At 38.4% G+C, this 12,573-nt stretch carries 11 protein-coding genes; 7 read left to right on the top strand and 4 right to left on the bottom strand.

What is annotated here, in order from left to right; genetic code table 11:
* Window positions 1-14: 14 nt before the first annotated feature.
* The 3 genes from B5G52_RS16310 to B5G52_RS22100 all read right to left on the bottom strand — a co-directional run bounded on the left by B5G52_RS16310 (window position 15) and on the right by B5G52_RS22100 (window position 1,780).
* Window positions 15-428 carry a hypothetical protein gene (locus B5G52_RS16310; protein WP_087533712.1) on the bottom strand — a complete coding sequence of 138 codons (414 nt, stop codon included), beginning with the start codon at window positions 426-428 and terminating at the stop codon, window positions 15-17.
* 207 nt (window positions 429-635) lie between these two features.
* Window positions 636-1,550, bottom strand: a complete 915-nt coding sequence (locus B5G52_RS16305) for a M14 family metallocarboxypeptidase (protein ID WP_087533745.1) — start codon at window positions 1,548-1,550, stop codon at window positions 636-638.
* Window positions 1,551-1,609: 59 nt separating this feature from the next.
* Window positions 1,610-1,780 (bottom strand): hypothetical protein, encoded by a 171-nt coding sequence (locus B5G52_RS22100; protein WP_176372569.1) that lies wholly within the window; start codon window positions 1,778-1,780, stop codon window positions 1,610-1,612.
* Window positions 1,781-1,991: 211 nt separating this feature from the next.
* Between B5G52_RS22100 and B5G52_RS16300 the strand changes: the two genes are divergently transcribed.
* The 7 genes from B5G52_RS16300 to B5G52_RS16270 all read left to right on the top strand — a co-directional run bounded on the left by B5G52_RS16300 (window position 1,992) and on the right by B5G52_RS16270 (window position 11,669).
* Window positions 1,992-2,255, top strand: a complete 264-nt coding sequence (locus B5G52_RS16300) for a hypothetical protein (protein WP_087533711.1) — start codon at window positions 1,992-1,994, stop codon at window positions 2,253-2,255.
* 163 nt (window positions 2,256-2,418) lie between these two features.
* The gene (locus tag B5G52_RS16295; RefSeq protein ID WP_254911233.1) at window positions 2,419-4,356 is read left to right on the top strand and encodes a TonB-dependent siderophore receptor; all 1,938 of its coding nucleotides are present in this window, start codon (window positions 2,419-2,421) and stop codon (window positions 4,354-4,356) included.
* Window positions 4,357-4,383: 27 nt separating this feature from the next.
* Window positions 4,384-6,120, top strand: coding sequence for a cache domain-containing protein (locus tag B5G52_RS16290; RefSeq protein WP_087533709.1), 1,737 nt, complete (start codon window positions 4,384-4,386; stop codon window positions 6,118-6,120).
* Complete coding sequence (locus B5G52_RS16285; protein WP_087533708.1) at window positions 6,117-7,481, top strand: sigma-54 dependent transcriptional regulator; 1,365 nt, start codon at window positions 6,117-6,119, stop codon at window positions 7,479-7,481. Before B5G52_RS16290 ends, B5G52_RS16285 begins: the two co-directional genes overlap by 4 nt.
* A gap of 196 nt (window positions 7,482-7,677) precedes the next feature.
* Entirely contained in the window at window positions 7,678-8,643 is a 966-nt protein-coding gene (locus tag B5G52_RS16280; protein WP_087533707.1) for a porin, read from the top strand.
* 10 nt (window positions 8,644-8,653) lie between these two features.
* Window positions 8,654-10,126, top strand: a complete 1,473-nt coding sequence (locus tag B5G52_RS16275) for a DASS family sodium-coupled anion symporter (RefSeq protein ID WP_087533706.1) — start codon at window positions 8,654-8,656, stop codon at window positions 10,124-10,126.
* 154 nt (window positions 10,127-10,280) lie between these two features.
* Complete coding sequence (locus tag B5G52_RS16270) at window positions 10,281-11,669, top strand: coniferyl aldehyde dehydrogenase (protein ID WP_087533705.1); 1,389 nt, start codon at window positions 10,281-10,283, stop codon at window positions 11,667-11,669.
* Between the two features lie 26 nt (window positions 11,670-11,695).
* Here the strand turns inward: B5G52_RS16270 and B5G52_RS16265 are convergent, their stop codons facing one another.
* Entirely contained in the window at window positions 11,696-12,391 is a 696-nt protein-coding gene (locus B5G52_RS16265) for a tetratricopeptide repeat protein (protein WP_254911234.1), read from the bottom strand.
* Window positions 12,392-12,573: the final 182 nt, after the last annotated feature.

Here is a 12,573-nt window from a genome sequence, read left to right as displayed (position 1 = left end):
AAGGTTTTTAAAGTTTAGAATGCAGGCTCTGTTATCATTTTTTCAATATATAACTTTGCCTCATCTAAGCTATTAAATAAGTAGTCATGAATGTTTAAGTGATTCAGGCCTGCATTATTCAGTACGCGTTGCATTTGGTTTATAGCCAGGGTTGAACCTAAAATATAGGCACTGGCGATACAGCCTTCTTTAAACATATTGGTTGTTAAATTAACAAAGCTTTTTTCTGCGTCAGGGGTAGCAGCTTGCACTGAAAATGAATTACTTATGTAACCCCAAGGAGCCCCTGCGAATTGTTTAACACAGGTTAATAACTGATGACTAAACTCATTAGCTAAACGCTCATTAATATTGCCGGCAAAGCTAGCTGTAATAATGTTGTTTTTATGTTGCAAAATGACGTGACCATACTTATTTTTAAATTCCAATTTCTGTCCTTGCTAAAATTAAAGAGCGCGAATTTTAAACAAATACAGACTTAAATCTAGTTCTTTATTATCAAATTATGTGTTTTGCATAAATTTTCTATCATTTTAATTGTTTGTAGTTTATACAGCTTTAAAATTAACCAAAGTAGATATTATAGACTAAAATAATTAGGTTCTACGTCTATATACTTTGGTTTAAATTGTTAACTATTTTGCTAAAATGTAATCTAATCCGCCAGTAATAGCGGCAACTTGGGCAAGGATACATTCTTCATGTGTCGCTGTGGGGCTATCAGGGTATACCTCTGTTGTCGACACATATTGTGCGTCAGTAAAGCCCATACATAAACCTAATTTACGAGCACTGTAATTAATTACACCTAACTGTTCTTGAGGCACACCAATTAATTGATTGTTTTCATCACTTGGCGCAATGTGCGTGACTTGAGCAACCTTTTTAATAATCGCTGTTTGAAATGCAGTTTCTGGTTTTACTGAATCTGCAACGAGGTAGAACCCATCGGGTATATTCCAATTTGTATTTATCGTACCTTCACGGGCTGCAAGGGCTGGCCTAAACTCGCTGTTATCAGTGTCAGTGGTTTCATGTAAATCAATATGTGCAATTGGCGCGATATTGTTGTTTTGCATATAAGCCATTATGGCTGCTGACTCAGGAGCTGGGCTGTCAATATAAAAAGAGCGGTTAGGATCTATGGCCGCAGGGTTCCAACGATTAATCGTTTCGTATCCCCAAGGGCTGATACAAGGGGCAACAAGCAAATTAAAATGCTCACTGTATTGTGCAGCCTTGGTTTTTACAAATCGTAATGCCCCATGCACACCACTGGTTTCATAACCATGGACACCACCCGTTACTAATACGCATGGTTTATCAGCTTGCCAGTTTTTAGATTTGATAACATAAAGCGGGTAGTGTTCAGTGTTGTACTCCAGTGTACCGTACTGCTGAATATCAAACTGTTCACTTAATTCATTAATCTCAGAGACAACTTGCTGCTGATAGCTGCGCTTAATAGTTTGTTTATTAAACCATTGCTGTTTTTCTTGGTTTGACCAAGGTGTCCCTGCAGTGCCAATTGGGTATCTATTTTCGCTCATAAAATCTTCATCTTTAACAATAAAGGGCATAGCTTATCTATGCTGATACTTTAGCGCAACTAACTGGCATTAATACCGTTGTATAAATTAGCATATTGAAGCTTATGCATATTAACTAAATAGACACGAACTTGTTCTTTCCCTTCGAGGGAATGGGTTCTTTCAGCGGCAACCCCTTGATTACTTTGTCTAACAGGATCCACGTTTAGGGTGATATGTTGTTTATTCATTTATTAAATAGCGGCCGTTAGGCTCTATAATTGAAGCAAATAATAAGGTTGGCTTTATTTATAGTGCTCATAGGGGAGGACATATATCCTGTGATGTTCAAAGAAGTTTGTTAAGATCGCTCGGTTTGCTGTTTCAATGAATGAAAACAACCCTCCCCATGGAATGGGCCAGTAGTGTGGGTGATTATCGTAATGGACAAGGGAACCCCTCGTGATTGCACTTTTATTTGATATTATTGGTATGACAGGTACTTTTTTGGTGGTTGGCGCGTTTTTTATGCTACAACTTGGTAAAGCAACACCTACTGGCTTGCTTTATAATATGATGAACCTTTCAGGCGCTATTTTATTGCTTATAAGTCTTTGTTATAACTTTAATTTAGCAAGTTTTGTTATTGAAATATTTTGGATAGCAGCTTCGCTAATTGGCTTGTATAAGTATATTAAAGCGAAACGCACTACAGTTACTGCCTAAGTAAATGTAAATAGTTAGAAAAAAACCTCACGCCGCCGTGCATTTGTATTATTATTGTTAATAGTAGTTTGTGTAAACAATCTAATAAATTCAATATAAATCCTAGGTGTAATGCGGCGTAATGACTCTAAAGCATTTTTTTTGTATCCTTTTCTGTTTTCACATGGCTTCCTTATTTGCAACTGAGTCAAATGAATTATTCACTATGCAACTTGAAGACTTACTAGAAGTAAAAGTGGATATTGCATCGAAAACACCAGAAACAATTGCATCAGCTCCTTCATCAATCACAATATTTAATGAAAAATCCATTCAATTATTAGGGATTGAAAGTGCCTACGAATTAATGAATTTTGTGCCTGGTATGCACTCTACCCGAGGCGATTGGGTTGGTGCTGTCCCAAAAGATCATGCTCGAGGTGTTTATTTAGATAGTGGTAATATCTTAGTTATGATTAACGGTGAGCGAATTAACGAGTCATCCTTTGGTAAAGCATCTGTGTATATGCCGTTTATTCCAATTGAAGTCATTGATAAGGTCGAGTTTATTCGTGGCCCTGGCTCTGCTTTGTATGGCAGTAATGCATTTCTCGGTGTAATGAATATAATTACTAAGCATACTGATAATACTTTAGCCGCTATGATTGGTACACACGGTAAGTATGGTGTTTCGGCCAGCGTTTCTAAGCAACTTACCGATGATCTAATGGGTTTTGCGTCAATTGTGATAAACCAAAAAGAGGGAGAAAAGTACCCGCAAGGTGTAAAAGACCCGCTGCAATCAGTGTATTTTGAATTTGGTCTTGATATAGCTGAATTAGAGTTAAGAGGTCGCTATAATCAGGTTGAACTCGATGAGTTTATTAACTTAGCTGGCTACTCGAAACAAAACCAGCACAACAGTGAAAATAGTTTTGTGTCACTTGCTTATAGCGTGATAAAAAATGCGACGACAGAACTTGCCACTAAAATAGCTTATTCAGGTCACAAAATAGCCAGTGCAGGATTGATCTTAGCGGGTGCGAATAACCCTAAGGCAAGTGAAGACTTTTTATTAGGGCCTGATTGGCAAACCACTGATTTCAATATAGACATTGATTATAGCCATCACTTTAATAATGATTGGGTGATAAATGCAGGCTATGAATATGCAAATTCAAAACAAATTTCAGCAGATGTCCGCACTAATTATTATGACCAAGCGAGCGGTGAAATAATCGTTGAACAACCCTATTATTTAGGGGCTATAACGACGATTAAAGACTATTCAGCATTTAAAAACCTTAAAGCTACGTTTGAAACACACAGTTTATATACACAATTAAAACTAACTTTATCACATCAATTCACATTATTTGTGGGTGGGCGCTATGATGACGTTAAAAACATCGATAGTAAACTTTCTCCTAGAATAGCTGCTATTTACCAACCAAGTTTAGCTAATACAGTTAAATTACAATATGGGGAATCATTTAGAACGCCGGTAACGAACGAGTTGTATTCCAATGATGATGTAACCGTAGGTAATACAAATTTACAATCAGAATATGTAAAAACAACTGAGTTAGTTTGGCGTTATCAGGTAGAAAATTGGTATTTTAATACAGTATTTTTTCATAACCAACTTAATGATTTTATTATCACAGTTCCTCATGCATCTAACACAAATATGTTTACCTTTGAAAATCAGTTAAATGATACCAACCGTGGGATTGAATTAGATAGCCAGTGGCAAGTTGCACCTGATTTTTCATTAACTGGCACTTATACGCAGTACTTTGATCCACCAATGAATCCAACCTTTAAACGTTTTGCAACCCTTGTGGCGAGCTTTGATATGAAGCCAATGATGGTTAGTGTTAATACGATATGGCGTGATGAGGTTAACGTTATAGGGCATGATATATCTAAATTTTCACAGCCAAGTTACTTATTAATTGGTGCAGTGGCAAGCTATGAACTAACTGAGCAAAGTGATATATCCTTAAAAATTCATAACCTTTTTGATAAACACTATGATAGTTTTGATCCTAGATTGGCTGATGGTGCTGTCGCTGGAGTATCGAGAGAAATATCGTTACACTACCAGCTAAAATTTTAAGTTCTTCTCTTGCAAGCTAGGTAAATAATGCAAGCTCTATTAAAACGAAATGCAGTTTGCTTTGCAGTACTTCTGGTATTATTACTCAGTGCTTATTACTTTGGTCGTCATTACGACCTGTCTAAAAGTCAAAACCAAGCTGAGCAACAAGTTCAGCAATTGAGTCATTACTTAAAAGCCGAGTTAACTCGTTTTGCTTCAATTCCACATTTTATAAGTGATAATCAGCTGCTTAGTCAGTTTATTGAAAATAGCGATCTATCAAACAATGCAATAAATAGTTATTTAGTAGATATTCAACAAGCAAGTGGTGCATCTGACGCTTATGTGCTTGATACTAATGGAGATGTCATAGCATCTAGTAATTGGTTATTGGATTACAGTTATGTCGGCAGTAACTTCGCGTTTCGTCCTTATTTTTATCAAGCCTTAGCGGGGCAGCCTCTGGCATATTTTGCCCTTGGCCAACGCTCCCAAGAGCGTGGTATTTACTTTTCAGAGCCTATCTATAATGGCAACCAAGTTATTGGCGTAGTCGTGTTGAAAATTAATGTATCTAAATTTGAAAATGATAGGCAATTGCTAAATACCTCTCAAACAAGTGATTTCTATTTGATGCTTGATGATGGTGTGATTGCTATGTCGAACCAGCCTAGTTGGCGCTTAAATACATTTCAGGAGTTAAGCGACACAGTCCTGCAAAAGCTGATTAAATCACGAAGGTATCTTGATCATAAGCCAAGTAATGTAAGCACTACAATAATTAACGTTCAAAGTATAAATTTATTAGACATAAAACAAAATACTACAACGAAGCAGTATGTGTTTGCTGATGCTAAAATTGGTCAATTGAATGGAAAAATATCAGTATTAGTTGATGTGACATCGGTGAGCTTAGAGCAGATACCTCGATTAATCTGGCTGAGTTTGTTTTATGTTTTAGCATTAATTATAAGTTACAGCTTAATGGCACGTTTTGCCGGATATAAAAAGCTTCTATTTTCTCGCCATAGCCTTGAGCAAGAAGTGATTGAGCGTACACAGGCCCTTGAAAAAGCTCAGCTTGCACTCATACAAACAGCTAAGCTGGCAACCATTGGTCAACTAAGTGCAGGAATTAATCATGAAATAAACCAGCCCTTAAGTGCGATGAATACCTATTTAGTGAGTGCTAAAAGGCTCATTGCCAAGGGTGATATTAATGCTGCACAGGAGAACATTGTTATAGTACAAGGTTTAATTGACCGTGTTCACCAGATAGTTGGCCAACTAAAGCATTTTAGTAAACCAGCGCAAACTCAATTGCGTTCGATAAGTCTTGCTCAGCTATTAAAAAATGCCATGTTGATCGCAAGCGCACAATTAAAGCAAAATCAAGTAAAGGTAAAACCTATCCAGATTAATGATGAAGTTTGCGTCTGGGTTGATGGTATTAAGTTTGAACAGGTGTTAGTGAATGTGATCACAAATGCAAGTCAAGCTATGGATAAGCAATCGGTTAAAGAACTAAGTTTTGAACTTGAACTTTTTGATGACCGAGTGAAGTTATCCATTTTAGATACTGGCCCAGGTATTGAACAACATGCTTTGAACTCCATTTTTGAGCCGTTTTATAGCACTAAATCAAGTAATGGCTTAGGTCTGGGCTTATCTATTTCAAAACAAATTATTCAGTCATTTGATGGCTGCTTAACTGCGCATAATAGGCCTAATGGTGGTGCTCAGTTTATTATAACGTTGGCCTCAGATAAGGGAGCTTTATGAGCGAATTAAATCAAGATTGTAACCATGTCATTGTAATTGACGATGAATTGATAATTCGAGATTCATTATCACAATTACTCTCGCTTGAAGGCTATAAAGTTCAATGTTTTAGTGATCCGATTAGTGCGCTTAGTAAATTAAATCGCCGTTTTAATGGTATTGTTTTGAGTGATATAAATATGCCAAAAATGGACGGCTTGGAATTGCTTGAACAAATAAAAGCTTTTGATAGTGAACTTCCCGTCATTTTTTTAACCGGTTTTGCTGATGTCTCTATTGCTGTTAAAGCAATGCAGTTAGGCGCATATGATTTATTTGAGAAGCCACTTACTGAGCAGTTATTAGATTGTTTAGCCCGAGCATCTGATAAGCGTGCGTTAGTAATGGAAAATAGAGCATTAAAGCTAGCTGTTGAGAAAACATCTGCGCCCGGGGTGAGAATTTTAGGTGACACCCCGCAAATGCAGCATATGATGCACTTACTTAACACTGTTATTGATACCCCAGCAGATGTGATGATCGAAGGTGAAACCGGGACAGGTAAAGAACTTGTAGCGCGGTATCTACACGATCAGAGTACACGCTCTAATTGTAATTTTGTTGCAATAAACTGTGGGGCTGTGCCTGAGCAACTTATTGAGAGTGAGCTGTTTGGTGCAGTTAGTGGCGCTTACACAGGCGCTACCCAAAGTCGTCAAGGTAAATTTGAATTTGCCCAAGGTGGCACCGTATTTTTAGACGAAATAGAAAGTACACCAATGGCTTTGCAAATAAAGTTATTAAGGGTTCTGGAGGAGCGTAAAGTAACGCCTGTAGGAGAAAACAAACCGATTGATTTAGATGTGAGAATAGTCGCTGCTACTAAGGTTGACCTATTACATTTGGTTGAGCAAGGCGAGTTTAGAGCTGATTTATATTATCGTTTGAATCTCGTTAAAGTGAGTATTCCAGCCCTTCGAGATAGAAAAGCCGACATTCCATTATTATTTAAACATTTTAGTTCAATCGCTGCGACTCGTTTTCATAAAGCCCCAGCACCTCTTAACTGCGAAGCACAACAATACTTAATGCAATATGATTGGCCTGGGAATGTTCGTGAGCTGAGAAACCAAGCCGAGCGTGCAGTATTACTTGGTGCCGAGCTTGCATTTGCAAAAACCAATAGACATCACAATGTCTTGCCTACTGATCTGAGTTTGGCTGAAAAAGTTAGTTTTTATGAGCAATCTTTAGTAGAAGAAGCCCTTGAACGCCACCAAGGCAGCATAAAAGATACAATGCAAACATTACAGCTCGCGCGCAAAACCCTCTATGACAAAATGAATAAGTACGGACTCAATAAAGAAATGTTTAAAGATTAATAAGCTTATAAATGGGTGGTTTTAGTGACAGGCGCTATAAAAAAATAGGTATAAATCCACCCATTAATTTATCTTTCATTTTATTGTTATTATTAAGTTATTGATAATTAATTGGTTAATTTAATTGGTGCACATTGGCAGTAAAGTTGCCTTTATTGATTAGGAACAACATATTCTCCTAACAATAGGGCACGCAATGATAACAAAATATAAACCCCATAAAACCGCGCTGACTATTTTTACAGCGCTGACTACTACAACAGCTACTCATCAAGCGTACGGCGCAGACTACGATATCTATGGCAAAGCTGAGGTGCAAATAGCTAAAACAGATACAGGTACTATGCGCTATGCGCAAGAAGGCACACAGATTGATGCACCTTTTTCTCGTATTGGTGTTAAAGGAAGTCACAAGCTGAGTGAATCACTCAGTGCAATTTTTAAATACGAGGTGCAGGTAAAGGGGTTTGAACACGATAATACCAGCGAACCTTTCAGCGCGCGTAATACATACTTGGGTTTGAGGGGGAGTTTTGGTCAAGTGGTTTTTGGCCGTAATGATACGCGATTTAAGTATTCTGAAGGTAAAGTAGATAACTTTAATGAGACTCAAGCTGATATTGCCCAGCTCTTACCAGGGCAAGATAGACTAGGTGACACGCTAACCTACACATCTAAATCTTTTTCGGGTGCACAACTATCCTTCACTTATGCACCTAAAGATGACAGTGCAAATAACGAAGCTGGGTATGCAGCTACACTAATTTATGGTGATCGTGGTTTAAAAAATAAAAGTTACTATGTGGCTATCAGTCATGTTGATTCGCTCAATAATATTAATGCTACGCGTATAGCGGGTGTCATCAAGCAAGCGCAGTGGCAGTTTGGCGCAATCTATCAGCGCAGTGAATCACTTGATGGCAGTAAGTCGGGTAATGGCTATGTACTCAGTGCTAGTTACAAAATGGGTCAATGGGCACCAAAAGTACAGTTTGCTAGTGATGACTCGCAGTTGCGCCATGCTACTGATGGTAGTCAGTGGACTAGCGGTGTAGATTATGTATTTGATAAGCAAACAACCGCTTACTTGCTTTATACAAATTTAGACCTCGATCAACAAAGTGATAGCAGCCTTGCATTAGGCCTTAAGTATAAATTTTAGAGGATAAGTGATGAGTGTATTAACCAGTAATAATCAAAAGAAATCACCCCTCATGCAATACTTTATGCTATTGCTAGGACCGTGTGTTATGTTAATTACCTGCTTGGTAGATCCTCCAACAGGATTAAGTGTTGCTGCTTTTAGAGTCGCAGGATTGGCTTTTTGGATGGCTTCGTGGTGGGTCAGTGAGGTTGTGCCAATACCTGCAACAGCATTATTACCACTCGTGTTCTCGCCGCTTGCTGACATAGCAGCAATTAAAAGTGTCGCTGCACCCTATGCTCACCCATTAATATTTTTATTTTTAGGTGGTTTTTTAATTTCCATTGCGATGGAACGCTGGGGTCTTCATAAGCGTATTGCGCTTAAGACAATGATGTATGCAGGCAGTAAACCTAGTTTACAAATTCTTGCCATGATGCTTGTAACTGCATTTTTATCGATGTGGATGTCTAATACGGCCACGGCAGTGATGATGCTACCTATAGCGTTATCAATTACGCATTTAGTACAAAAATCAAACCCTAATAATAATGGCTTTGGCAAAGCGTTACTATTGTCGATTGCCTATGGTGCGAGTATCGGAGGAATTGCGACGCTAATTGGAACTCCGCCGAATGCCTTGATGGCAGCGTATTTATCTGACAGTTATCAAATAGAGATTGGTTTTGCTCAGTGGATGAAAATAGGCGTACCGTTATCAATCACCATGTTATTAATTTGCTGGGTTTGGTTAACCAAATTTGCTTATAAAGTGGATAAGACCAAACTTGGTGCAGGAAAAGTTGATACTAAATCTTTATTTAGCAGGCAGTTAGTAGAACTTGGTCGAATTCAACGTGCTGAGAAAGGTGTGCTATGTGTATTTACGCTGGCTGCACTATGTTGGATTTTTAGACCGTTATTGGCTGATTTTACAGGCTTAAAAATATCAGATACCGGTATCGCTATTGCTGCAGCATTATTGCTATTTGTATTGCCTGCTAACAAAGGCAGTGACGAGCGAATTTTAGATTGGCAAAGCGCTGCCGGTGTGCCATGGGGCGTGTTGCTATTATTTGGTGGCGGCTTAACGTTAGCTGCACAAATAAAATCCTCTGGTTTGGCTGAATATATCGCACATATGATAGAGGGGGCGAGTACAATCCCGCTTGTATTGAGTATATTAGTCATTGCTACATTGATTACCTTTCTTACAGAAATAACCAGTAACACAGCTACAGCAGCAGGCTTTTTACCTTTACTGGGCCCTGTTGCTGAGTCCGTTACAGGCACTCCGTTAGTATGGGTTATTCCTGCGGCTATAGCGTGTAGTTGCGCGTTTATGATGCCGGTTGCAACACCACCGAATGCAATTGTATTCGGTTCAGGACAAATACAAATACGCGACATGATACGTTCTGGCTTTGTATTAAATATCATTGCAATTGTTTTTATTACTTTAGTCACTATGACCATTGCTGCATCAGTATTTGATTTTTAATCAATTAGTTACCCAACCAAGAGTGCTTAGTTTATATTAGGCACTCTTTATTGCCCCAACCTTTAAACACCGTTATAGTGTCTACATATTAATCTTATTCGTGGATACGCACTTGACTGAAAATGCAACGAATACATCACTGACAGGTGATTTAATGCCGCATTTTATAAAGATGCAACAGCGGTTTAATGAAGCTTCTTATTTAGCAATTGCAGAACGAATACGTTTACTTAAACAGTTAAAGCGTCAACTTATTGCGCTTGAGATTGACTTGGTTGCTGCTACTTCAAAAGACTTTGGTTATCGTACTGCCTTTGATACTGTTATGGGTGATTTACTACCCAGTGTTAAGGCTATAACCCATACAGTTAAGCACTTACCAAAATGGGTAAAGGATTCACCGCGTAATCCAGGGCTGAGCTTAGCACCGTCTAAGGTGTCGGTTAGCTATCAGCCCAAAGGCGTCGTAGGTATTATCGCTCCTTGGAATTACCCAATCCAATTAGCTTTAGTGCCCGTGATCACAGCATTGGCTGCTGGTAATCGCGTTTTATTAAAAGTCAGTGAGTTTACCCCGCATACTAATCAAGTATTAAAGCGGCTATTCATTGAAGGGCTAGATGCACATTGTTTGCTAATTGAAGGCGATGCCCGGTTAAGTCAAGAGTTTTCAAACTTGCCCTTTGCGCATTTATTTTTTACCGGCTCGACGAATGTAGGGCGTCATGTTATGGCCGCGGCGAGTAAAAACCTAACGCCAGTAACTTTAGAGCTAGGTGGAAAGTCACCTGTAATTATCACCAGCGATGCAGATATTAACAAAGCAGCAAAAACAATCTTATTTGGTAAAATGTCTAATGCTGGGCAGATATGTGTGGCTCCCGACTATATATTTGTACCAAAAAAGTTGCAGCACCAATTAACACATAGTTTATGTACTTTGTATAAAAAGTACTACCCACAAGGGGTTGAAGGTAAAAATTTAACCTCTGTTATCAGTCAGCAACATTTTAAAAGATTAAGTGAATTACTTAACGATGCCAAAGGTAACGGAGCGCAAGTAGTCAAGCCGCTTGATGAGAATATGGCTGATGAGCAAAAACACCGTATGGGTCTGCATATTGTGACACATGTGAATGATGGCATGGCCGTAATGCAAGAAGAAATTTTTGGCCCCATTTTACCTATATTAGAATATGACAATATCTCCGAGGTAATATCATATATTAATGCGCGCCCGCATCCACTTGCTTTGTATGTAATGGGATATAACTCTCAGCTTATTCAAACGATTGAGCTACAAACTCAAAGTGGAACATTTGCGGTTAATGATACCTTACTGCAAGTAACCTCTGATGATGCGCCATTTGGAGGGATAGGGGAGTCGGGAATGGGCAACTACCATGGCAAAGAAGGGTTTATAACTTTTAGCCATGTGCGTAATAAACTACACACAGGTAAATTTAACCCAAGGCTGAAGCTGCTATTGTCACATAATAAATTATTGGTCAAAGCACTTAAATGGTTGTACTTACGACCTTAAGACGTCAGTACAACCAGTGCATTATATTAATAAAGTCGGCCTTCACCGCCATATAGCCCAGCTTGTATGCGCTCGTATAGCTCATTGGCTTTTTCTTTTGCTTCAATGATTTCTGCGGGTAACATTTTTTGCTCGTCTAACTTTCTACTGTGACTAGCATTTAAATTACCATTAAATTCTGCCACAGTATTCCAGATGTAAGATTTTTCAATATTCTTATCTACGCCTAAGCCCTCAAAGTACATTAGTGCCATATTAAATTGCGCTAAAGAATAGTTGTTACCTGCTGCTTTTTCGTACCATTTCATTGCTTGTTTGTAATCTTGTGCTACGCCATCACCATTTGAGTACATAACACCTAGATTAAACTGGGCAGCAGGCATATTTTTTTCGGCCGCTTGTTTAAATAATGACACCGCCATTTGTTTATCTAGCTTAACGCCTTTGCCTTCATCATAGAGAACTGCGAGGGCAAACATAGAGTCTACGTGCCATTTTTTTACTGCTTGTTGATATAAATCAGCGGCTTTGCGGTAATTTTTAGTAACGCCGTGACCATCTTCATAAAGTTTGCCAAGTTCATAAATACCAGGGGCGTAGCCTTTATCAGCTAGATAATTAAATTCTTTCAACGCTTCTTCGAATTGACCTTCATTCGCTGCTTTAATACCTTCATCTAAGCCTGCATGAGTTGCACACGATAAACTCAAGGCTCCAACCATTAACCATATTTTTAATTTAGGCTGCCACATGACAAGACCTCCAATCAATTTGAACTGTTTAATTTTAGCTCCAAGTAAGGGTAAACCCCAAACTAAGGCTGATAATCAGAATTATGTAGATAAGATACAGATTTTACAGAAAATTTAAAGCAATAAAAAAAGCCCCTGAGGGGCTTTTCGGA

This window comes from Pseudoalteromonas sp. A601, from assembly GCF_002165575.1.
Taxonomy (GTDB): Bacteria; Pseudomonadota; Gammaproteobacteria; order Enterobacterales; family Alteromonadaceae; genus Pseudoalteromonas.
This window is presented reverse-complemented; position numbering and strand designations above follow the sequence as displayed.

Bases quoted from the DNA above. Each gene is read 5' to 3' on its own strand.
- B5G52_RS16305 (WP_087533745.1), bottom strand. From the start codon at position 1,550: ATGAGCGAAAATAGATACCCAATTGGCACTGCAGGGACACCTTGGTCA.
- B5G52_RS22100 (WP_176372569.1), bottom strand. From the start codon at position 1,780: ATGAATAAACAACATATCACCCTAAACGTGGATCCTGTTAGACAAAGT.
- B5G52_RS16295 (WP_254911233.1), top strand. From the start codon at position 2,419: ATGGCTTCCTTATTTGCAACTGAGTCAAATGAATTATTCACTATGCAA.
- B5G52_RS16290 (WP_087533709.1), top strand. From the start codon at position 4,384: ATGCAAGCTCTATTAAAACGAAATGCAGTTTGCTTTGCAGTACTTCTG.
- B5G52_RS16285 (WP_087533708.1), top strand. From the start codon at position 6,117: ATGAGCGAATTAAATCAAGATTGTAACCATGTCATTGTAATTGACGAT.
- B5G52_RS16280 (WP_087533707.1), top strand. From the start codon at position 7,678: ATGATAACAAAATATAAACCCCATAAAACCGCGCTGACTATTTTTACA.
- B5G52_RS16275 (WP_087533706.1), top strand. From the start codon at position 8,654: ATGAGTGTATTAACCAGTAATAATCAAAAGAAATCACCCCTCATGCAA.
- B5G52_RS16270 (WP_087533705.1), top strand. From the start codon at position 10,281: ATGCCGCATTTTATAAAGATGCAACAGCGGTTTAATGAAGCTTCTTAT.
- B5G52_RS16265 (WP_254911234.1), bottom strand. From the start codon at position 12,391: ATGGTTGGAGCCTTGAGTTTATCGTGTGCAACTCATGCAGGCTTAGAT.